The organism is Geobacter anodireducens (assembly GCA_001628815.1).
Taxonomy (GTDB): domain Bacteria; phylum Desulfobacterota; class Desulfuromonadia; order Geobacterales; family Geobacteraceae; genus Geobacter; species Geobacter anodireducens.
In genome coordinates this window covers 313,465-334,647 of sequence record CP014963.1, presented here as the reverse complement: position 1 = coordinate 334,647, position 21,183 = coordinate 313,465, and the positions used below count along the sequence as shown (strand labels likewise).

The window sequence follows — 21,183 nt, the reverse complement described above, 5'->3', positions numbered from 1 at the left end:
TTTATTTCTTTTCTAAGAGTCTCTCTTTGACAAAGATGAAGTCTTCACGCTTATAGTTTGCAAGCTCGAACTGGCCCGTCATCTTCAGAGCGTCTACAGGGCAGGCTTCAACGCAGTAGCCACAAAAGATGCACCTGAGCATGTCGATTTCATAACGCTCAGCATACTTGTCATGATTTGCATCTTCGCCAGCCTCAACCGTGATGCACTTTGCCGGGCATACTGTGGGACAAAGATAGCACGCCACGCATTTTGCTTTGTCGTGCGATACCTTAAGTGCATGAAGGCCGCGAAAGTTGGGGGATGGAGTCGGCCGCTCATCAGGATACTGAAGCGTTACCGGCTTCATGAACATATGCTTTAACGTGATTTTGAGTCCATTAATTAACGGCATTATCATGGCTGTGACCTCGTAGTGGAGTTACGATTGGAGCGACACTACTATACCCGTGACAATAATGTTCACCAGGGTAAGCGGGAGGAAAACTTTCCATCCCAAACGCATCAGTTGATCATACCGGTAGCGCGGATAGGTCGCCCGAATCCACATGCAGACAAAAATCAGGAAGTATACCTTAGCGATGAACCAGACCCAACCAGGAAGGAAGGCCGGACCATGCCATCCACCGAGGAAAAGAGTGGTGGTCACAGCACAAACGGTCACCATGTTCGCGTATTCTGCCATGAAGAACATGGCGTACTTCATACTCGAATATTCGGTACAATAGCCTGAAACCAGCTCTGTTTCCGCTTCGGGCAGGTCGAACGGCGTCCGGTTTATTTCAGCGAGCGAGCATATGAAGAAGAGAATGAAGGCGAGCGGTTGTTTAAAACAGTACCATGCTCCATTGGCCTGGTCGGCTACGATCTTTTGAAGCGAAAGTGATTCCGAAAGCATGAAGACGGATATGATCGCCAAGCCGGCAGCCAGTTCATAGGAGATCATCTGGGCCGAGGCTCTCAACCCACCGAGGAGCGAGTACTTACTGTTCGAAGACCACCCTGCCAGAACGATCCCGTAGACACCCATTGAAGCCAGTGCCAGGATATAGAGCACGCCGACGTTCATGTCCACAACCTGCCCTGAGGCAGTATCATAGTAGCCGGCAATCTGCAGGGGGATCTTGTATCCAGCCACTTCAATCGTTTCGCCGAACGGGATGACTGCATACCCAATAAAGGCCGGCACAAGTGAAATGATCGGCGCAATCAAAAATGCAAACTTGTCTGATTGGCTGGGGACAATCTCTTCCTTGAAGAAGAGCTTCAGGCCGTCAGCAATCGGCTGAAGAAGCCCATGCCAGCCAGTTCGCATTGGTCCAAGCCGCACCTGCATGTGGCCGATGATCTTTCGCTCTGCGTAGGTTGCATAAGCAACGGTGAGCAGGACGAACACGAATACCACAAGGACCTTTGCTACCATGGAGACGTAGTAGATCATTGGCAGTCCGAACAGTTCGTATCCCATGTGTTCCTCTTCCTCTTCTGTCTTTTGTTAGGAAACTGGTGACTATTACTTGCTTATTTACTGATAGAAACCCACGTAATAGCCGTGGCGTCCGTCACCGAATTGATCGATGATTCTGCAAAATGGTACGGTGCGAACACTACGCCTTGCGGCAAACGCGTGCTGACCTTAGTCTTGAGGCGGAGCTCCCCGGTTGCTGACTTTACGGTCACTGTCTCCCCTTCGGAAACAGAGAGTTTCGCGGCGTCGTCCTTGTTAAGCTCCAGATATCCTTCCGGACAGACCAGCATCGGCCCTTCGCCGTAAAGCGATAGTGTGCCGGAGTGATTCAGGGCACTTCCCGTCAGGAGTGCGAACTTCCCTGCCTCGGTTGCCGTCGTACCGGCAACAACCGGCACAAAGGACGCGGCGCACTTGTTGACTCTGACGGCCCCCGCATCACCCAATCCTTCAAGGGTTAGCTCTGTGTAGCCTGGTGTTGTAGCAGCGAGATCAACGAATGCCGCCTTCTGGTTGGCATAGGCTGGCTGCCCAGTCAACCGTGCGTGGAGCTCATTCAGAATGTCAAAATCACTGCGGCTGTCACCAAGAGGAGTGATCGCTCTATTAACACGCTGAACGGCTCCACCGAGGCTTGTGAATGTACCTTCTTTTTCCGCAAAGGAGCATGCGGGAAGGACCACATCCGCTTTTGCTGCGGTTTCGGTAAGGAACAGGTCTTGAACGACAAGGAAGTCAACCGCATCCAAGGCAGCCTCAACCTGTTTCCGGTTGGGGTAGGAAACTACCGGGTTCTCTCCTACCACATACAGCGTCTTGACATTACCGGCCGCGCACCCGGTCAGAATTGCCTGGGCGTCCAGCCCGTTGGTGGTCGGATGAATCCCGAGATCCGCTGCGCCCTGGCTATTGTTCTTTTCGCCCATGATCAGCACACCGCACCCTTCCTTCCCTATTCGGCCCGTAAGAAGTGCGAGATTAATGAGTGCCTGGGCGAGGTCCTTGCCATGCCCGGAGTACCCCATTCCAAGGGGAAGCATGATCAGAGCCTTGCCGGCTGCTGCGTACTCACGCGCCACCGCCTTGATGGTGTCCGCAGTAACTCCGCACTGGGAAGCTGCTTGCTCAGCAGTGCAGTTCTCAATGCTCTTGAGCCAAGCGTCAAACCCTTTGATGGCTCCGACGCCGGAGGCGTCGTGAAGACCTTCATCGACAATCGTCTTGGCGAGTGCGTTGACGAGCGCCAGTTCTGCACCGGGTGCGTGGACGTAGGTCTGGGCGCCGGGAAGTCGAGAGAGCTTGCCCTTCTTGTCCGAAAGAATCCGGAGCGCTGTGCCTTGGCGCTTGACAGCAAGGTTAATCTCAAAACCGATGACAGGGTGCGTTTCGTACGCATCGGTCTTGATGACCAGGAGCAATTCGCTCTTTTGTATGTCAGCAATGACTGACGGTGAACCGGGAAATCCAAGACTTTCCTTGGCGCCGGCCGTGAGAGCCGCATGTGCGTATCCCCCGGAATGGTCAATGCTGTCGCTCCCGACAACATCCTTGATGACCCGCTTCAGAAGGTAAAGTTCTTCGTTGGTGAGGCGCGGGGTTACTAACGTGGCTGCAGCCTCTTTAGAGGTCTTGAGTCGGTCGGTGACCAAACTGAGCGCCTCATCCCAATTGGCAGGCTGCAATGTGCCGCCCTTTCTGATAAGCGGCGTGGTCAGACGCTTTGAACTGTTAACAAACTGATACCCCCACCGTCCGCGGGTACAGAGTTGACCATTGTGAAAACCCTGGTTTTCATCATAGATGGTGGTCAGAACCTTGTTGTCCTTGACCCCAAGCGTCAATTGACATCCAGTCCCACAGTAGGAGCAGACCGTCTTCACCTTGTTAAGTGCCCACCAGCGAGCCTTGAACTTAAACGGACGACTGATCAGCGCGCCAACGGGACAAACTGAGACACAAGAACCGCAGAACTCACAGTTGAGCGGACCATCAAATTCAGTGCCGATCTTTGCTTCAATACCGCGACTGATAAAGGAATATGCTCCGAACGACACGATTTCGTCGCAGATCCGCGCGCATTTGCCGCAATGTACGCAACGATTCATGTCCCGCTCGATAAGCGGGTTCACATAGTCAATCTGCCAATTAAATTTCTCATCAGTGAAGCGGTTGGTATCTACGCCATATTCATAGGTTAGATTCTGAAGATCGCAGTCCCCTGCGGCGTCGCAGACAGGGCAGTCGATGGGGTGCTTGAGCAGGAGCAGTTCAAGGACCATTTTCCGGGCCTTGACGATTTCATCGGTCATAGTCCGGACTATCATTCCCTCAGTTACGGGTGTAGTACAGGCCGGGATCTGACGACCCTTCATCTGCTCGACTTCGACCAGACACATCCGGCACCCGCCGAAGGGGTGCAGCTTCTTGTCGTGGCAGAGTATGGGAATTCTGATTCCTGCCTGCTTGGCGGCATCAAATATGGTAGCGTCTTTAGGTACCGTTACCTGCTTGTCATCGATTGTAAGAGTTACCATCTCGACCTCTGTCTCCCTCGGATGTATGACTTACAGCTCGCTACTCGATGGCCATGAACCGGCAGGCGTCGTAGCAGGATTTGCATTTGGTGCATTTTTCTTTATCCAGTATTGCGATCTGTCCCTTTTCCCAGATGATCGCATCGACAGGGCACGCCTTGAAACAAGCCCCGCACTTCACGCACTTCTCTTCAACTACTTGCCACAGCAGAAGCTCTTTGCAGCAGTTTGACGGACAGCGCCGGTCATTGATATGAGCTTCATACTCCTCACGGAAGTACTTGATAGTGGAGAGAATCGGATTGGGCGCTGTCTGGCCCAGACCGCAGAGCGATGCCTTTTTGATGGTGCTCCCCATCTCGAGCAGCGTTTCAATGTCACCAGTCTGACCTCTTCCCTCAGTAATCCGCTCAAGGATGTCAAGCATCGCCTTCAGGCCAATGCGGCATGGAACGCATTTGCCGCACGATTCCATCCGGGTGAAGGTAAGGAAGAAACGCGCCACGTCGACCATGCAGGTGGTTTCGTCCATGACAACGAGGCCACCGGAGCCCATCATGGCGCCCGCCTTGATAAGCGAGTCATAGTCAACGGGAGTGTCGAGCACTTCAGCGGGGATACATCCGCCTGAAGGGCCACCTGCCTGAACGGCCTTGAACTTCCTGTTATTGGCGATGCCTCCGCAGACGTTATAGATAACCTCGCGTACGGTCATGCCCGCTGGGACTTCCACAAGTCCCGTGTGCTTGACTTTGCCGGTGACCGCGAAGATCTTGGTTCCCTTGGTGGTGTCCGTACCAAGAGATGCGTACCAATCAGCACCCTTGAGTATGATGTGACGTACGTTGGCGAACGTCTCAACGTTGTTGATGTTGGTCGGTTTTCCCCATAGGCCTTTGACAGCGGGAAACGGCGGACGCGGCCGGGGCATTCCCCGCTCACCTTCGATCGACGCCATGAGAGCGGTTTCCTCGCCGCAAACAAAGGCTCCTGCACCCTTCTTGATCCGAAGGTCGAAGTCGAACCCCCACCCCATGACGTTCTTGCCGAGATAGCCTTTTTCGTAACAGACGTCCAGAGCCTTCTGCAGGCGCTCAATGGCGAGCGGGTACTCCGCACGGACGTATACATAGCCGGCAGTACAACCGATTGCATACGCTGCAATCATCATCCCTTCGATGATGCAGTAGGGGTCCCCCTCAAGAATCGAACGGTCCATGAAGGCACCGGGGTCACCTTCGTCCGCATTGCAGATGACATATTTCAGCTTGCCAGGCGTTGCCGCACAGAAGGACCACTTCATGCCCGTCGGGAAGCCGCCGCCCCCCCTGCCTCGAAGTCCCGACTTCTTGACTTCGTCGATAACTGACGCAGGGGTCATTTCCTTAACGCATTTTTCAATTGCCTTGAAGCCGTCCTCTTCAAGAAATGCGTCAAGGCTTTCAGGGTCGATCTGACCGCAGCCGGTCATAACAACCCTCATCTGCTGATCAACGAACGTGTTGTAGTACGGCTTTGCCTTGCGTTTCTCAAGGGGAGTCCGGTTGACGATATGCTCGTCCACGATCTTCTCAACTTCTTCAGGCAGGACGAAGTCGTACGTTACACGCCCAAGCTCGGGATCGACAATATCCACCAGAACATCGTTTGCACACAGGCCGCGACAGCCGGTCTTGATGACGTCACATCGTTTTCCGACAGTGGCGTCAACGCCTTTTTCCCCTATAACACGGAGGAACTCCGCCTCAACCTTTTTAGCACCCGCTGAGACGCCACCGGTCCCCTGACAGATCAGAATCTTTATCGCTTCGCCCATAACGCTCTATCCTCTGATGTGAATGGTTGGGTCTGTTTATTTCATCGGCCGCTGATTGTACTCGGCGACAACCTCTTCAACCTTTTGCACGGTCATCTTGCCGAACGTGTCATCATTGACCATTGCCAGCGGGGCCATCCCACATGCACCAAGGCAGGCAACCTTTTCAAATGTATAGCGGAGGTCGGGTGTTGTCTCGGCGTGACCAATCCCCAACTTCTCAAAGAACGTTTCAACGATACGAGTCGCCCCCTGAACATGGCAGGCTGTTCCGACGCACACGCGAATGATGAAACGACCGCGGGGCTTGAGATGGAACTGGGCATAGAAGGTAAGCACACCGAATATCTGACTGGGATACACATTGAGCCTCTCGGCCACCAAGTCAATGGTGGGCCGGGGAACGTATCCATACTCATCCTGAATGCCTTGCAGCACCGGCATGAGATTGCCGGGCAGGGTCAGGTACTTGTCGATCACATGGTTGGCTGGCCCGAGATCAATCTCCTCAACGGGCATTTCCTCTGTGGTTGTAGCTTCGGCCGGAGCGTTGCTCATTACACCCTCTCCTTTATTGCAGTGGCATTACCGGTCGATTTCACCAAGCACGATATCCAAGGTTCCGATGACCGCAACAAGGTCTGCAATCATCGATCCCTTGGCCATCTTTTCGATGGCCCCCAAGTTCACGAATGAGGGGGGCCTTATTCTCATCCGGTACGGCTTAGGACCTCCGTCGCTGACGATGTAGTAACCAAGCTCACCCTTGGGTGCCTCCACCGACTGGTACACTTCACCTTCGGGCACGGGGAACCCTTCACTGGCAATCTTGAAGTGATGAATAAGCCCCTCGATAGTGTTATAGACATTTTCCTTCGGCGGGTACGTGACCTGCGGAGCGTCAGCAAGCACGGGACCAGGCTTGAGCGAATCGAGAGCTTGCCGGACAATACTAACCGCTTCGCGCATTTCGATAAGTCTGACCTTATAGCGATCAAAGGTGTCACACTTCTCGCCAACGGGCACTTTGAACGAGTACTTCTCATAGCCACTGTAAGGATTGTCGCGGCGCAAATCCCAGTCAACCCCGGAACCACGGAGAGCAGGCCCGGTTATGCCGTAATCGATGGCATCCTCAGCCGATATCACACCATTACCCACGGTACGATTGACCCAGATGGTGTTTTTGGTGAGAAGACCTTCATAGGTATCGAAATGACCGGGGAAGGTATCGATAATCTCCCGCACATCCTTCTCGAACCCGTCATAGACATCGGCGGAAAGCCCGCCGACCCTGAAGTAGTTGCTGGTCATCCGTGCCCCGGATATCTTCTCATAGAGACTCATGATCATCTCACGCTCGCGGAATGCGTAGATGAAGACGGTCATGGCTCCGATATCAAGAGCGTGACAGGCGATCCACACCAAGTGGGATTTGATGCGAGTGAGCTCAGCCATGATGACGCGGATCGCCTGCGCGCGCTCAGGAATCTCGATTCCCAGAAGCTTTTCGACCGCCAACACGTAGCCGAGGTTATTGCTCATCGGCGCCAAGTAATCAAGACGATCAGTTAGAGGTATGGTCTGGTGATAGGTGCGATGCTCGGAAAGCTTCTCTACCCCCCGATGCAGATATCCGATATGCGGAGTAATCTTCTGGATAACCTCTCCATCAAGTTCGATGACCATCCGCAGAACGCCGTGTGTACTCGGGTGCTGCGGTCCCATATTGACTGTCATAATCTCAGTGCTAGCCATTTGTGCGCCTCTGTATCCTTGTGGAGTTATTTTCTCTCAGCACGCCGATAAATCAGGAAAGCCGACCCTTGTAGGGCTCACGATCAGGCCCCTGCAGGGGATAATCCTTGCGGAGCGGATGACCGACCCAGTCGTCGGCCATCAAAATGCGGCGCAGGTCGGGATGGCCATCGAACTGCACACCCATGAGGTCGTACACTTCACGCTCCAGCCAATTAGCTGAGGTCCAGACGCATGACACCGTATCGATCGTACAGTCCGCCTCAGGCACGCCCGCCTTGAGCCTGAGCCGGTCCTTGTTGGGAATCGAATACAGGTTGTACACCATCATGAAGCGCGGCTCCTGCTTCCCAAGATAATCGACAGCCGTCACGTCGGTGCAGAGGTTGTATTGCAACGACTCCTTCAGGAAACGGCAGATATCCACGATCTTCTCGCGTGCCACCGTAACTGTAACCTCGCCGCGGAATTCCTTCACATCAAGAATTGACACGGCAAATTTTTCCTTAAGCTTTATAACTGCACGATTGTTCTCAGCCATCACCGTTCGTTCCCCTTACTTAAAGTGAGATGGTCACGCTGCGGACTCAAGGCGCTCGCCAAGCCCTATGGTCGAGCCGAACGAGTTCTTGTCCTTCATAATCTTGTCCTGCAGTTTAATCAGACCGTACAGCAGAGCCTCGGGGCGAGGCGGACAACCGGGAATGTAGACATCCACCGGCAACGCAGTGTCAATCCCCTGAACAACACTATAGGTGTCAAACACCCCACCGGAACAGGCGCAGGCCCCCATCGCAACAACCCACTTGGGTTCCGGCATCTGCTCGTAGACCGTCTGAATTACCGGCAGCATCTTCTTGGTGACGGTTCCGGCAATAATAATACAGTCCGCCTGCCGGGGAGATGCCCGGAAGATGATGCCGAACCGGTCAAGGTCATTATGGGAAGCCCCCGTGGCCATCATCTCAATGGCGCAACAGGCCAGACCAAAGGTCATGGGCCAGATGGAGGACTTCCTCGCCCAGTTCACGAGACTGTCCAGGGACGTGGTGATGAAGTTATCTCCCAGCGGCTGATCTACTCCCATTCCAGAGCTCCTTTTTTCCAGACATAAATGTAACCGACAAAGAGGATGACGATAAACAGACCCATCTCGACAACACCGAACATCCCGAGCCGCTTAAAAAGAACCGACCAAGGATACATGAACACGGCTTCAATATCGAAGAGAATAAACAGCATGGCAATGATATAAAACTTTATAGAGAAGCGCTCACGGGCTGACCCGACCGGCTCGCAACCGCACTCGTAAGGGGCGAGCTTCACCGCACTTGGCTTCTTCGGCCCTATCAGCGACGAGAAGGTTAATGAAGCCAGACCAAATATGACCGCGACCGCTACCAGGACAATGATTGGTAGGTATACTCCCAGCATTTCCAATCCCTCCACTCTTCTTTAGGGTTGTCTTCCACTGCGCTCCGAACTCTTGTTACAGCCATGACGCCGCTTTATCCGATCGCGTATACTGTATACAATTGTGGTGGAAAGTATGCCATTTAAAAAACTTTGTCAAGAAAAAAAAATTTTAATCTAACCCGGTGACTTTTCAGTATTCATGCGAATCGACACCCTTTTGCCCCCCTCTCAAAGCGGCCATTTTACCCCTTGACACCAACACACCAAACATGCTAATAACCTATTAATTTTTCATCACATTTTCACACCAGAGGAAACCACCAATGCTCACAGCCCGTTCGAAGGATCTTTTCACGCAAGCCCAGGAGTTCATTCCCGGCGGAGTAAACAGTCCCGTACGCGCCTTCAAGTCAGTGGGCGCCGACCCTCTTTTCATTAAAAAAGCCATTGGTTGCACGATAACCGACGCCGACAACAACGACTATATCGATTACGTCGGTTCCTGGGCCCATGATCCTCGGCCACTGTCACCCCCAGGTCGTTGAGGCCGTAAAGCGGGCCGTCGAAAGCGGCAGCAGCTTTGGCGCCCCCACGGAACTGGAAATCACTCTTGCTCGAATGGTAATCGATGCGGTTCCCTCCATAGAGATGGTTCGCATGGTCAGCTCCGGAACCGAGGCGACCATGAGTGCCATACGCCTTGCCCGCGGCTACACCGGCCGCGACAAAATCATCAAATTCTCAGGCTGCTATCATGGCCATGCCGATGCCCTCCTGGTGAAAGCCGGCTCCGGAGCTGCCACCTTTGGTGTGCCTGATTCACCGGGGGTCCCGGTCGACGTGGCAAAAAACACGCTCACCGCCCAGTTCAACGACCTGGGTTCGGTTTCGAAGCTCATTGACGAGAACAAGAATGAGGTAGCGTGCATCATTGTCGAGCCGATTGCCGGCAACATGGGGACCGTTCCGCCGGGAGAGGGATTTCTCGAAGGGCTCCGCTCCATCTGCGACAGCGAGGGGATTGTCCTCATTTTCGACGAGGTCATGACCGGCTTCCGTGTTGCCTATGGGGGGGCCCAAGAACTCTACGGCGTAACCCCTGACATGACAACCCTCGGCAAGATCATCGGCGGCGGGCTTCCTGTCGGCGCCTTCGGTGGCAAAAAGGACATCATGAAGCTTCTCTCCCCGTCCGGAGGCGTTTATCAGGCTGGCACGCTGTCGGGCAACCCCCTCGCCATGACGGCCGGTATCGAGACCCTCAAGCTGCTTCAGGCAGACGGGTTCTACGAGCGACTGGAGCAAACGAGCCGCCGCCTTGCCGACGGCATCACCAAGGCGGCCAAATCCGCCGGGTACCCCATCTACCAGACCCGGGTCGGCAGCATGTTCTGCACCTTTTTCACCAGCAACGAGGTCAGGGACTGGCCCACGGCCGCAACCTGCGACACAAAGGCATTTGCCGCATTTTTCAGAATGATGCTCGAAAAGGGTATCTACCTGGCCCCTTCGCAGTTTGAAACGGCTTTTGTTTCGATCGCCCACACCGAGGCGGAAATCGAGAAGACGATTGCTGCGGCCCGGTCATGCTTTGCCGCCCTCTAACGTGAGCCGACGATTTTGATGATTGACAGGCAAGTCCGGGGTGTGGTAAGTCATTTTGGTTTGCGGCCCCTCAGGGCAGCCTCACACTACTGCCGATGAACAACGACAATCGACGACTCATTCAAACGCTTGGACTCGTTTCGAGCATGGGAATCTCGGTGGCGTTGGCCATCATTATCGGGGTGCTGATCGGCAGACAGCTTGACAAGTGGCTGGGAACTCACCCGTGGTTTTTCTTCATTTTTCTGTTCTTTGGTATCGCGGCGGGTTTTCGCAACATCTACATCATTGCCGGAAGAGCAATCAAAAAAGATGACGGCGACAAGGATTCACGAGAATAACCTCCTCACAGCCGTCGTCGTTGGTAGCTGGTTGCTTCTGGCCATCATGACGGTCGCAGGGTATCTGCTTGGTTCCGTCCAATTTGCCGGCGGCATTCTGGCCGGCGGCATTCTGCCGCGGCATTCTGGCGCTGGCAAACTACTACTGGTTGCTTCGCATCATCCGGCGTGCCCTGGGACTTGAGGCGCATCAGGCGGCACGTTTCGCCCAACTGCGGTATCTGCTGCGGTTCGCCATTCTGGCGTTCGTCATATACCTGCTGGTGGTTCACACGGGTATTGAGGTCCTGGGACTCATCCTCGGCCTCTCGTTGCTCGTAATCGTCATAACCGCTCTTGCGATTTACATGTTCGTCACTAAAGGAGATTAGCCCCATGGTTCATCCGCTTCTATTCCTGCAGTTCTTCAGGAAGCTCCTCGAACCGCTTCACATCTCTGAAGCGGGTGCAGACGCCATCGCCTACACATGGCTCATCATTGTCTGCCTGCTTATCGTGTCCCTCATGGCCACAAAAGCACTCAAAGCCGTGCCGACCGGAATGCAGAACTTCATGGAAGTCGTGATCGGTGGCATTGAAAACATGGTGGAGGAGACCATGGGCGAGAAGGGAAAACCGTATTTCCCGCTCATTGCGACCCTGGCACTCTTTGTTCTCGTTTCGAACCTGATCGGCCTGATTCCCGGCTTCTTTCCCCCCACCGCAAACCTCAATACGACGGCAGCGTGCGCTGTAATCGTATTTCTTTCAACCCATATCGTCGGCATCAAAAAACATGGCTTCCACTATCTGCAGCACTTCATGGGGCCGATCTGGTGGCTGGCCCCTCTCATGTTCTTCATTGAGATCATCGGGCACCTGAGCCGCCCCCTTTCCCTCTCGCTCCGTCTTTTCGGCAACATGAACGGTCACGAGCTTGTTCTCATGATCTTCTTCGCCCTGGCCCCCTTCCTTGTTCCCCTGCCGATGATGCTCATGGGCGTTCTGGTGTCATTCATCCAGGCATTTGTTTTCATGCTTCTCGCTATGATCTATATCCAAGGTTCGCTTGAGGAAGCACACTAATCTGCTTACACGAATCCTATACCGTTTAGGATACAACACACCAAAGGGAGGTAGTAACAATGGAATTTTTCACAATGTGCATGCTGGCGGCTGGCTTCGGTATGGCAATCGGTGCGTTCGGTACCGGTATCGGCCAAGGTCTCGCGGTCAAGAACGCCGTTGAGGGCGTTTCCCGCAATCCCGGCGCTTCCGGCAAGATCCTCACCACCATGATGATCGGTCTGGCCATGATCGAGTCCCTTGCCATCTACGTTCTCGTCGTGTGCCTCATCATCCTCTTCGCCAACCCCTACAAGGATGTGGCCATCGAGCTTGCCAAGGCTGTCGTGAAGTAAGGACCGTCTTTCTTTCGAGACAGAAAAGGGTGGGGCCCGACGGCCCCACCCTTTTTTCACGTGGTCTCTGTGATTTCGGCTACCGCACGGTTGCCTTCAGATACTCGACCAGCAGCCGCACCCCGACACCGGTGGCACCTTTCGGCTGATACGGCCGCCCCTTTTCCTCCCACGCAGTGCCGGCGATATCAACATGAGCCATCGGCTCTTGCCCACGAAACGCTGTAGGAACCATGCAGCAGTAATGGTTCCAGCATGGGGACCGCCCGCGTTTTTCAGGTCAGCCACATCACTTTTCATAATCTCGCCATACTCGTCCCACAGGGGCAGCTCCCACAGCCGTTCGCCCGTCGCCTCCCCTGCCCTGCGCAGCAACTTGACAAGGGCGGTATCATTTCCCATAATCCCCGATGCGGCACTCCCGAGCGCCACAAGACAGGCCCCCGTCAAGGTTGCCAGATCGATGACCGCGGCAGGTTTGAAGCGCTGAGCGTAAAACAGGGCGTCGCTGAGTATCATTCGACCCTCGGCATCAGTATTGACGATTTCCACGGTTTGGCCGGACATGGTCCGGACGATGTCGCCCGGTTTGTACGCCCCTCCCCCGGGCAGGTTTTCGGCTGCCGGGACGAGCCCGATGACGTTCACCGGCAGCCGTAGCCCCGCCACGGCCATCACGGCCCCCATAACGGCCGCTGCGCCTGCCATGTCGTCTTTCATCCTCTCCATGCCCTCGCGGGGTTTGAGCGATATACCGCCCGAGTCGAACGTGACCCCCTTTCCTACCAGGACCGTGGGGCGCTTATCCGCACTCCCTCCCCGATAGTCGAGAACGATGAAACGGGGAAGCTGATGCGATCCCTTGGCAACCGAGAGAATTCCCCCCATGCCCTGACGCTCCATCTCGTCACGGTCGAGGACCGTGCAGGCAATGCCGAGCCGGGCCGAAAGCTCAAGGGCCTTTTCCGCCAGAAACAGGGGAGTAGCCACGTTGCCGGGCTGAGAAACGAGATCGCGGGCAAAGGATACAGCCTCGCAGATAGTTGCATCATCTGCGAGCAGGCGTTCGGCATCGGCAGTATCCGCCCCCGGCTCAAAGAGGCTGACTATCTCCGCCACGGCAGCCGTAGTGTCCGGCTTCGTTTTGTAGTTATCGAAGGAATAGGCACCAAGGGACAATCCCTGGGCAATATCCGCTACTGACGTGGGCGGGACACCAGCAACCCGATGCACGACCGAGGCGGCACGGGTGACGCCGGCACCTTTCAAGGCTTTTACGGTGCTCCCTCCCGCCTGGCGCAGCCGCTCGGGAGTCAGCCCGCCGGAATTGCCAAGCCCCACGAGAACAATACGTTCCGCAGGAATACGACCCAGCGTATGAAGGACCATAACCCGATTCAGCTCCCCGGAAATCTCTCGGCGCTGAATAAGCGATGCGATGGCGCCCTGAAGGATCTCGTCGATACGCGCCAGAATGGGGTCATCCAACGGGTTGTCTTCGCGGCAGCCGACCAGCAGCGCCGCGCAGGGGAATGTCGTGTAATCGGTTGCCTCTACTGAAATAACCATGGGTATCTCCTTGGAATCAACAAAGAAGGGGCATGTCCGCGGACATGCCCCTTCTTCTTAAGTATGGAGCCGGGCTATTCGACCCGGATTGCCAGGAAGTGGTTACCCCCGCCGCGGCGTAGGAGGAAACGGACAACATCTCCTTTTTTCACTGCCCGGATCGCTGCTTCATAATCCGCCAGCGTAGCAATGGGACGCCCCCCTATCTCCCGAACGATATCACCCGGCAGGATTCCGGCCTCCCCGGCCAGACTTCCCGACTTCACTCCCGTGACCACGACACCCTGGGTCTCCTTGAGCCCCATACGGGCGGCAAGATCGCGCGTCAGTTCCCTGACTGCCATGCCTAGCTTGTCCTCGCCGTTCTTCTGATCGGCCTCGTCGCCCGCATCCGCCAAGCGCCCGACCGACACCTCGACATCCTGCACCTTACCATCACGCAGCACCTTGACTGGCGCGGCCTTCCCCACCGGGGTGGCGGCTACGATACGGGGAAGCTCGTTCATCTCCCGGATCTTTTTACCGTCGAACTCAAGAACGATGTCCCCACTCTTGAGTCCGGCCTTGGCAGCGGGACCATCCTTCACCACGTCGGCGATGAGCGCGCCCCGCTCTCCATCGAGGCCGAACGAGCGGGCCAGATCAGGGGTTATGGGCTGAACCGTCACCCCCAGCCAACCGCGGATGACCTTGCCCTTTTCCTCGAGCTGGGGAATGACGTCCTTGGCCATGTTGATGGGGATGGCGAAACCGATCCCCTGACCGCCCGCGATGATGGCGGTATTGATGCCTATGACCTTGCCTTCGGCACTGAAAAGGGGCCCTCCCGAGTTACCCGGTTGATGGAGGCATCGGTCTGGATGAAATCGTCATAGGGACCGCTGCCGATGACGCGGCCGGTGGCGCTGACGATGCCGGCGGTAACGGTCTGGGCAAGGCCGAAGGGATTGCCGATCGCCATCACCCACTCGCCCACTTTGATTTCATCGCTGTTGCCGAGACTCGCCACGGGGAGTTGATCCTTGGATTCGATCTTGATGAGAGCCAGGTCCAGCTTTTCGTCGGCCCCTTTCAATTCCGCCTTGAACTCGCGGCCGTCGGAGAGGCGAACCTTGATCTCGTCGGCGCCGGCAACCACATGGTTATTGGTGATGATAAAGCCCTGATCGCTGATGATGAACCCGGAACCGAGGCTCCGCTCCCGCTGCTGACGGCGAGGCGCCTCGTCAAAAAAGCGATCAAAGAAATCATGGAACGGGTCGTTGAAGGGAGAGGGTTGGCGACGGGGGCGGGCTGTCTGGGCCGGGCTCTTGGATGTGCTGATGTTGACGACGGTTGGTTTCAGCTTTTCGGCAAGCGCGACGAAATCGGGAGCCATGACCTTGGCGGGGACTTCTCCCGCAGACAGCGCCATCAGGCAGATGACAGCGAGCATAGCCTTAAGGAACCGCAGGGACATCACTTTCATACGGACCTCCTCGGTAAAATTGACCCGATAAATGTAATAACCAGGGGGGTGTTTGTCAACTGCAGGACGGCTGAACCCCTTGCAGATGCCGCACTGGCGGTGTTTTTTCTTGCCTCGCCCCATGGATGTGCTAGTATTGCAGCAGTCAAAACCACGCGAAAAGGCCCGATGAAAAAGGTTTATCTCCTCACTGCTCTCTTGATCGCGCTGAACTTACTGGCGGCCGCGCGGATCGCCGCCGGACTGATCTCCTATCGCCTGGCCCGGACGGCACCGCCTACCGCAATGGGTGCGACCGGCCCCTCCACCACAGCCGTTTCCGACGACATTCTGAGTTTTGCTCCCATTCTTGACCAGGGACTGTTCGGCCGGGCGACACAGGGAAAACTGACTCCCCTCGCCGCACCTGTCCAGGGGGCGGCGGGAGCCCAGCAGCCTGCGCCGGTCCTTGGGGATCTGGCCTTGCTGGGAACGGCCCGCGGCTCGTTCCGGGAGACATTCGCCCTCATCCGCCGGGCAACGCCGCCTGAAGAACGGGTTTTTCGTCTGGGCGACACCGTGTTCGGCGTCGGTCCGCTCGTGGGAGTCCAGAAGGAAAGCGTGGAAATCCTCGCCAGCGGGCGAAAGATTCGCCTCACAACCCCCCTGGCCATGGGGATAGAACCGACATCCGCCCCTCCTCCCCCGGTTGCCGCACCGCAAACCGGTGCGGTTCAGGTGGGGGCGGGAAGCTACGTGATTGATCAGCGAGCGCTCAACGCCGCCCTCGAAAACCTTGGCCAGGTGATGACCGATGCACGGCTCCTGCCGAGCGTAAAAGAGGGCAAAGTGGAGGGCTTCCGGATTTCAGAGGTCAAGCCTGCTGGAGTGTTTTCAATGATCGGCATGCGGAACGGGGACATTCTGCTCCGCATCAATGATCTCCCCGTGGACTCACCCGAGCGCGCCATCCAATCGCTGGCATCGCTCAAGGGGCAGAACCGCATCAAGCTCGATCTGGTCAGGGACGGCCAGCCGACTTCGTTTAACTACGATATACGATAAGCACAATGACGGCTTCGCTTTGCGCTGGCGGCAGAGCTCCTTCCCAGGGGACAGTGGCAAGCGCGCAGGGGCACGGTCATTGTGAATAACGTGCGGAGGATTTCCGTGAAGAAACGCTTCCTGAACCTGCTGACCGCTGCCGTCCTGGCCTGCGCCCTTCTTGCACCGCTGCCGGCGAGTGCCCGGGGGGTGGTTCTCAATTTCAACGACGTGGACATCGCCACCATGGTGAAGTTCATCAGCGACCTGACCGGCAAGAATTTCGTCCTGGACGAGCGGGTGAAGGGAAAGATATCCATCTACTCCCCCTCCAAGCTGACGCCGGATGAAGCGTTCAACCTGTTCACATCGGTTCTGGAACTGAAGGGGTTCACCCTTGTCCAGGCCGGCAAGGTCTACAAGGTGGTTCCTACGGCGGCAGCCAAGCAATCGGGCATGAAGCTTCTGAGCGACAAGGACCGCCTCCCCGTGAGCGATGCCTATGTGGCCCGGGTGATCCCCCTGGAGCGCATCTCCGCCCAGGAAGCGGTGGCCTTTCTCCAGCCCATTGTCTCCAAGGACGGCTACATCGCGGCATTTGGCGCCAGCAACATGCTGATGGTGGTTGATTCTGCCTGAACATCCAGAAACTCACCGGCATTCTCACCCTGGTGGATTCTCCCCAGAAGCGGGAGGGCGCCGAGATCATCTTCCTCAAAAATGCCTCGGCAGACAGCGTTTCCGGCGTGATCCGCGAATGGCTCGGCGGCAAGACAAGCCGGCCGGCCAGCCAGGCGGGACAGGCTACCGCAACATCAAGCGCGGGGGTTCTCATCGTCCCCGACACCCGGCTCAATGCGCTGGTCATTTTCGGCAGCGATCAGGACAAGGACGACATCAAGAAACTGATTGCCATGGTGGACGTGGTCCCGCCGACCACCAGCAGCAAGATCAACGTCTACTATCTGGAGAACGCCGATGCCACCGAGGTGGCAAAGGTGATCGACGGCCTCATCAAGGGCACACCCACCACCCCCGGGCAGCCCGGGATGCCTGCAGCGGCGCCTGTTCAATCCCCCTTCGAGGGTGGAAAGATCTCGGTCACGCCGGACAAGGCTACCAACTCCCTGGTGATCATGGCCTCGCCGGTCGATTACCAGAACATCCTCCAGGTGATCCAGAAGCTCGACAAACGGCGGCGCCAGGTGTTCGTCCAGGCCCTCATCGCCGAAGTCTCCCTCGACAAGCTCAAGGATGTGGGCGTTCAGATCGGCGCGCTGGCCGTGGGCACGCAGGGCGACGCGTCCGGCGGCGCCGTCCTGGACCCGTTCAACTTCCTGAGCGCCACCAGCGGGCCGCAATTTCTCCTGGTAAAAGCACTTGAAGAGCTTGGGAAAAACGTCAGTGTGTCGGCCCAGGTCAAGGCCCTCATCTCCGACGGCGCCATCAATGTACTCTCCACCCCGAACATTCTTACCTCGGACAACAAGGAGGCGGAAATCTTCGTGGGTGAGAACGTTCCGTTCCTCTCCCAGACCAATCTGACGACCGGCGGAATATCCCAGCAATCAATCGAGCGCAAGGATACCGGCATCACGCTCAGGATCACTCCCCAGATCAGCGAAGGGGAGTACGTGAAGCTCGACATCTACCAGGAAATTTCTGCAGTAAAGGAAAACAAGGGACAGGCGAATGACCTCGTCACCACCAAGCGCTCGGCCAAGACCGCCGTCGTGGTCAAGGACAAGGACACGGTGGTGATCGGCGGGTTGATCCAGGATCGGGACACCGAAACCATCAACAAGATCCCGCTCCTGGGCGACATCCCGCTCCTGGGCTGGCTGTTCAAGACCAAATCGACGCGCAGGGAGAAGACCAACCTGATGATCGTCCTTACGCCGCGCATCATTCGGGGAGCCGAGGAGATGAGCGATGTCTCCGGCCAGCAGCGCGACAAGTTCGGCGAAGCGCTCAGGCTCGACGCCCCCTTGGACCTCAAGCGCGACCTCCAACTGAGCAAATGACGGACGCACACGACATGGAACAGATCGCCCGGCGGCTCGGCATCCCCTTCCTGGCCGAGATCGGGGACAATGAGGCTGATGCGGCACTGCTCACGCGGCTCCCCCTGGCCTTTGCCCGGGGCAGGCTCATCCTTCCCCTGCGGGAGCGGGATGGACGGCTCCTGGTCGTTTCCGGCAATCCCGCGGATCTGTCGGCCATCGATGAGGTGCGGGGAGTCTACGGAATGGAGGTGGAACTGGCCGCGGCAACGCCGGATACGGTACTCGGCGCGGTAAACCATCTCTACGCCCGGCTCGGCAGTTCGGCCCAGGAGGTCGTGGAAGAGCTTGAAGGGGAAGACCTTTCGGTCATCGCCACTGAACTGGCCGAGCCCAAGGATCTTCTGGACCTGACCGACGAAGCGCCGGTCATCCGGCTTCTGAACTCGATCCTCTCGGAGGCGGTGAAGGAGCGGGCCAGCGACATCCACATCGAACCCTACGAGCGGGAACTGGAGGTCCGTTTCAGGATCGACGGCATCCTCTACCGCAAGCTCGCCCCTCCCAAGGTGGTGCAGGAAGCTCTGGTCTCCCGCGTAAAGATCATGGCCGGACTGAACATCGCCGAAAAGCGCCTTCCCCAGGATGGCCGCATCAGGGTAATCGTGGCGGGACGGGATGTGGACATCCGCGTCTCCATCATCCCCACCTTCTTCGGCGAACGCGTGGTGCTCCGTCTCCTCGACAAACAGAAGGGGCTCATTTCTCTCGAAAACATCGGGCTGTCCGAAGGGGGCGTCCGGGCCATGGAGCGCCTCCTTGCCCGGACCAGCGGCATCATCCTCGTCACCGGACCAACGGGAAGCGGCAAGTCCACCACTCTCTACGCGGCACTCAACCGGCTCAACTCGCCGGAAAAGAACATCATCACCATCGAAGACCCCATCGAATATCAAGTCAAGGGGATCGGCCAGATTCAGGTCAATCCCAAAATCGAGCTGACCTTTGCCCAGGGCCTGCGCGCCATTCTCCGCCAGGACCCGGACATCGTAATGGTGGGGGAGATCCGCGACGCCGAGACAGCGGAAATCGCCATGCAGGCGTCGCTCACGGGACACCTGGTCCTCTCCACCCTTCACACCAACGACAGCGCCACCGCCATCGCCCGACTCGTGGACATGGGAATCGAACCATTCATGGTGGCATCGTCCCTGTCTGCGGTCCTGGCCCAGCGGCTCGTGCGCCGCATCTGCCCCCACTGCCGCGAATCCTACACGCCGGAACGGGACTACGCCGGCATCACCCTCCCCTCAACCCTCTACCGGGGGCGGGGATGCGATGCATGTTTCGGCCTCGGAACCCTGGGCCGGGTCGGCATCTACGAACTCCTCCCCGTGGACGGGGAGATCTGCTCCATGATCATCCGTCGGGAACCGGCCGGAGCCATCAAGGAATACGCTGTCGGCAAGGGGATGCGGACCCTGCGCGACGACGGCCTGGCCAAGGCCGCAGCGGGCATCACAACCATCGAGGAGGTCCTGCGGGTAACGCAGGAGGAGTATGCCGACCTTCCGGTATAGCGCCTATACGGCCGGGGGACGGGAGACGTCCGGCACCGTCGAGGCTGAGAGCCTGAAGGAGGCGAAGCTCCGCCTGAAGCGGGACGGCCTCTATCCGCGTGACATTGGCCCGGTCTCCGAGACGGCGGGGACCGTCTCCCGACGTTTCGGAGGGAGAAGCGCGGGCCCTGCCCAGGTGGCTCTCATGACCCGTCGGCTCGCAACGCTGGTGGGCTCGCAGGTTCCGATCTACGAGGCAGTGACCACGCTCTGGGAGCAGGAAGATCCCGGCGAGATCAAAAAGGCCCTCGGCCGGATCCGGGAACGCCTGGCCGAGGGTGCCAACCTGGCCAAGGCGCTGTCCCTCGAACCCCGGCTTTTCAGTGAGAGCTACGTGGCAATGGTGGCGGCAGGCGAGGCAAGCGGCGCTCTGGACGCCGTTTTGGAGCGAGTCGCCCTCTTCCTCGAGGAACAGCGGGCCATTCGGAGCAAAATCACCGCCTCGCTGGCCTACCCGACGCTCATGGTCCTGGTGGGAAGCGCGGTAATGCTCTTCCTCCTGGCCTTTGTCATTCCCAAGATCGTCACCATCTTTGAGGACAACCGGGCCGCCCTCCCCCTGATCACCATCGCCCTCATCAAGACGAGCACCTTTCTCCGCTCATTCTGGTGGGCATGCATCGCCGCCGTGGCCGGAGTGGTGCTGCTCTACCGGCGTCTCATGAAGGACGAGGCCTCCCGCCTCCGCCGCGACCGCGTCCTTCTGCGGATCCCGGTGGTGGGAAGTCTCCTGCGCCAACTCATCCTCTCCCGCTTCGCCAAGGTGCTGGGACTTCTCCTTTCCAGCGGTGTACCGGTCATGCGGGCTCTCGAAATCACGGCCCAGGTTGTGGTCAACCGCCACTATCGCGCAGCCCTCACCGGTGTGATAGCCGGACTGGCTGAAGGCGGCACCCTTTCGGGGGCTCTGCGTACCACGGGACTCTTTCCCCCGCTTCTGGTCCACATGGTCGCCGTTGGCGAGAAGGGGGGCGAGCTTGAGGAGATGCTCGGCAAGGCCGGCAGCGCCTTCGAGCGGGAGTTCGAATCGTCAGTATCCGGCCTCATGGCACTCCTGGAGCCACTCCTCGTCCTGGCCATGGGGCTGGCCGTGGGGCTCGTGGTGGTCGCGGTACTGCTCCCCATCTTTGAACTTAATCAACTCATTCGCTGATTTTTTCCAA

Annotated in this window: 15 protein-coding genes and 5 pseudogenes; 9 read left to right on the top strand and 11 right to left on the bottom strand. The window is 57.3% G+C overall.

Going from position 1 to position 21,183, the window contains the following annotated elements; all coding sequences use genetic code 11:
- Window position 1 precedes the first annotated feature (1 nt).
- The 9 genes from A2G06_01520 to A2G06_01480 are packed head-to-tail and all read right to left on the bottom strand — an operon-like array spanning window position 2 to window position 9,010.
- Complete coding sequence (locus tag A2G06_01520) at window positions 2-400, bottom strand: NADH-quinone oxidoreductase subunit I (GenBank protein ID ANA39283.1); 399 nt, start codon at window positions 398-400, stop codon at window positions 2-4.
- 21 nt (window positions 401-421) lie between these two features.
- Complete coding sequence (locus tag A2G06_01515) at window positions 422-1,468, bottom strand: NADH-quinone oxidoreductase (GenBank protein ID ANA39282.1); 1,047 nt, start codon at window positions 1,466-1,468, stop codon at window positions 422-424.
- A gap of 53 nt (window positions 1,469-1,521) precedes the next feature.
- Entirely contained in the window at window positions 1,522-4,002 is a 2,481-nt protein-coding gene (locus tag A2G06_01510) for an NADH dehydrogenase (protein ANA39281.1), read from the bottom strand.
- Window positions 4,003-4,042: 40 nt separating this feature from the next.
- The gene (locus tag A2G06_01505) at window positions 4,043-5,818 is read right to left on the bottom strand and encodes an NADH dehydrogenase (GenBank protein ID ANA39280.1); all 1,776 of its coding nucleotides are present in this window, start codon (window positions 5,816-5,818) and stop codon (window positions 4,043-4,045) included.
- 36 nt (window positions 5,819-5,854) lie between these two features.
- The gene (locus A2G06_01500) at window positions 5,855-6,376 is read right to left on the bottom strand and encodes an NADH dehydrogenase (GenBank protein ID ANA39279.1); all 522 of its coding nucleotides are present in this window, start codon (window positions 6,374-6,376) and stop codon (window positions 5,855-5,857) included.
- A gap of 27 nt (window positions 6,377-6,403) precedes the next feature.
- Window positions 6,404-7,576 carry an NADH dehydrogenase gene (locus tag A2G06_01495; GenBank protein ANA39278.1) on the bottom strand — a complete coding sequence of 391 codons (1,173 nt, stop codon included), beginning with the start codon at window positions 7,574-7,576 and terminating at the stop codon, window positions 6,404-6,406.
- A 52-nt stretch (window positions 7,577-7,628) separates the two neighbouring features.
- Window positions 7,629-8,117, bottom strand: coding sequence for an NADH-quinone oxidoreductase subunit C (locus tag A2G06_01490; protein ANA39277.1), 489 nt, complete (start codon window positions 8,115-8,117; stop codon window positions 7,629-7,631).
- Window positions 8,118-8,150: 33 nt separating this feature from the next.
- A complete protein-coding gene (locus A2G06_01485; protein ANA39276.1) occupies window positions 8,151-8,663 on the bottom strand; it encodes an NADH dehydrogenase in 513 nt (170 codons plus the stop codon).
- Window positions 8,654-9,010, bottom strand: coding sequence for an NADH-quinone oxidoreductase subunit A (locus A2G06_01480; protein ANA39275.1), 357 nt, complete (start codon window positions 9,008-9,010; stop codon window positions 8,654-8,656). The genes A2G06_01485 and A2G06_01480 overlap by 10 nt, the downstream gene beginning before the upstream one ends.
- A gap of 305 nt (window positions 9,011-9,315) precedes the next feature.
- Between A2G06_01480 and A2G06_01475 the strand changes: the two are divergent.
- From A2G06_01475 to A2G06_01455, 5 genes and pseudogenes are all read left to right on the top strand, one after another.
- Window positions 9,316-10,597 (top strand): annotated as a pseudogene (locus A2G06_01475) (glutamate-1-semialdehyde aminotransferase).
- A 95-nt stretch (window positions 10,598-10,692) separates the two neighbouring features.
- Window positions 10,693-10,938 (top strand): hypothetical protein, encoded by a 246-nt coding sequence (locus A2G06_01470; protein ANA39274.1) that lies wholly within the window; start codon window positions 10,693-10,695, stop codon window positions 10,936-10,938.
- Window positions 10,910-11,309: pseudogene (locus tag A2G06_01465) on the top strand (hypothetical protein). Before A2G06_01470 ends, A2G06_01465 begins: the two are co-directional and overlap by 29 nt.
- Window positions 11,310-11,313: 4 nt before the next feature.
- Window positions 11,314-12,003 (top strand): F0F1 ATP synthase subunit A, encoded by a 690-nt coding sequence (locus A2G06_01460; protein ID ANA39273.1) that lies wholly within the window; start codon window positions 11,314-11,316, stop codon window positions 12,001-12,003.
- A gap of 59 nt (window positions 12,004-12,062) precedes the next feature.
- Window positions 12,063-12,338 (top strand): F0F1 ATP synthase subunit C, encoded by a 276-nt coding sequence (locus A2G06_01455; GenBank protein ID ANA39272.1) that lies wholly within the window; start codon window positions 12,063-12,065, stop codon window positions 12,336-12,338.
- A 79-nt stretch (window positions 12,339-12,417) separates the two neighbouring features.
- Here the strand turns inward: A2G06_01455 and A2G06_01450 are convergent.
- Together A2G06_01450 and A2G06_01445 are read right to left on the bottom strand one after the other, a co-directional pair.
- Window positions 12,418-13,907: pseudogene (locus A2G06_01450) on the bottom strand (leucyl aminopeptidase).
- A gap of 74 nt (window positions 13,908-13,981) precedes the next feature.
- A pseudogene (locus A2G06_01445) lies at window positions 13,982-15,375 on the bottom strand (peptidase).
- Window positions 15,376-15,543: 168 nt separating this feature from the next.
- Here A2G06_01445 and A2G06_01440 point away from each other — a divergent pair.
- From A2G06_01440 to A2G06_01425, 4 genes and pseudogenes are all read left to right on the top strand, one after another.
- Window positions 15,544-16,419: a general secretion pathway protein GspC gene (locus A2G06_01440; protein ANA39271.1), complete on the top strand. Its 876-nt coding sequence runs from the start codon at window positions 15,544-15,546 to the stop codon at window positions 16,417-16,419.
- Between the two features lie 105 nt (window positions 16,420-16,524).
- Window positions 16,525-18,422, top strand: a pseudogene (locus tag A2G06_01435) (type II secretion system protein GspD).
- Window positions 18,419-19,981, top strand: coding sequence for a type II secretion system protein GspE (locus tag A2G06_01430; GenBank protein ID ANA39270.1), 1,563 nt, complete (start codon window positions 18,419-18,421; stop codon window positions 19,979-19,981). Before A2G06_01435 ends, A2G06_01430 begins: the two are co-directional and overlap by 4 nt.
- The gene (locus A2G06_01425) at window positions 19,962-21,173 is read left to right on the top strand and encodes a type II secretion system protein GspF (GenBank protein ID ANA39269.1); all 1,212 of its coding nucleotides are present in this window, start codon (window positions 19,962-19,964) and stop codon (window positions 21,171-21,173) included. The genes A2G06_01430 and A2G06_01425 overlap by 20 nt, the downstream gene beginning before the upstream one ends.
- The last annotated feature ends 10 nt before the right edge of the window (window positions 21,174-21,183 follow it).

Coding starts and splice junctions, on each gene's coding strand:
- A2G06_01520 (ANA39283.1), bottom strand. CDS start 400: ATGATAATGCCGTTAATTAATGGACTCAAAATCACGTTAAAGCATATG.
- A2G06_01515 (ANA39282.1), bottom strand. CDS start 1,468: ATGGGATACGAACTGTTCGGACTGCCAATGATCTACTACGTCTCCATG.
- A2G06_01510 (ANA39281.1), bottom strand. CDS start 4,002: ATGGTAACTCTTACAATCGATGACAAGCAGGTAACGGTACCTAAAGAC.
- A2G06_01505 (ANA39280.1), bottom strand. CDS start 5,818: ATGGGCGAAGCGATAAAGATTCTGATCTGTCAGGGGACCGGTGGCGTC.
- A2G06_01500 (ANA39279.1), bottom strand. CDS start 6,376: ATGAGCAACGCTCCGGCCGAAGCTACAACCACAGAGGAAATGCCCGTT.
- A2G06_01495 (ANA39278.1), bottom strand. CDS start 7,576: ATGGCTAGCACTGAGATTATGACAGTCAATATGGGACCGCAGCACCCG.
- A2G06_01490 (ANA39277.1), bottom strand. CDS start 8,117: ATGGCTGAGAACAATCGTGCAGTTATAAAGCTTAAGGAAAAATTTGCC.
- A2G06_01485 (ANA39276.1), bottom strand. CDS start 8,663: ATGGGAGTAGATCAGCCGCTGGGAGATAACTTCATCACCACGTCCCTG.
- A2G06_01480 (ANA39275.1), bottom strand. CDS start 9,010: ATGCTGGGAGTATACCTACCAATCATTGTCCTGGTAGCGGTCGCGGTC.
- A2G06_01470 (ANA39274.1), top strand. CDS start 10,693: ATGAACAACGACAATCGACGACTCATTCAAACGCTTGGACTCGTTTCG.
- A2G06_01460 (ANA39273.1), top strand. CDS start 11,314: ATGGTTCATCCGCTTCTATTCCTGCAGTTCTTCAGGAAGCTCCTCGAA.
- A2G06_01455 (ANA39272.1), top strand. CDS start 12,063: ATGGAATTTTTCACAATGTGCATGCTGGCGGCTGGCTTCGGTATGGCA.
- A2G06_01440 (ANA39271.1), top strand. CDS start 15,544: ATGAAAAAGGTTTATCTCCTCACTGCTCTCTTGATCGCGCTGAACTTA.
- A2G06_01430 (ANA39270.1), top strand. CDS start 18,419: ATGACGGACGCACACGACATGGAACAGATCGCCCGGCGGCTCGGCATC.
- A2G06_01425 (ANA39269.1), top strand. CDS start 19,962: ATGCCGACCTTCCGGTATAGCGCCTATACGGCCGGGGGACGGGAGACG.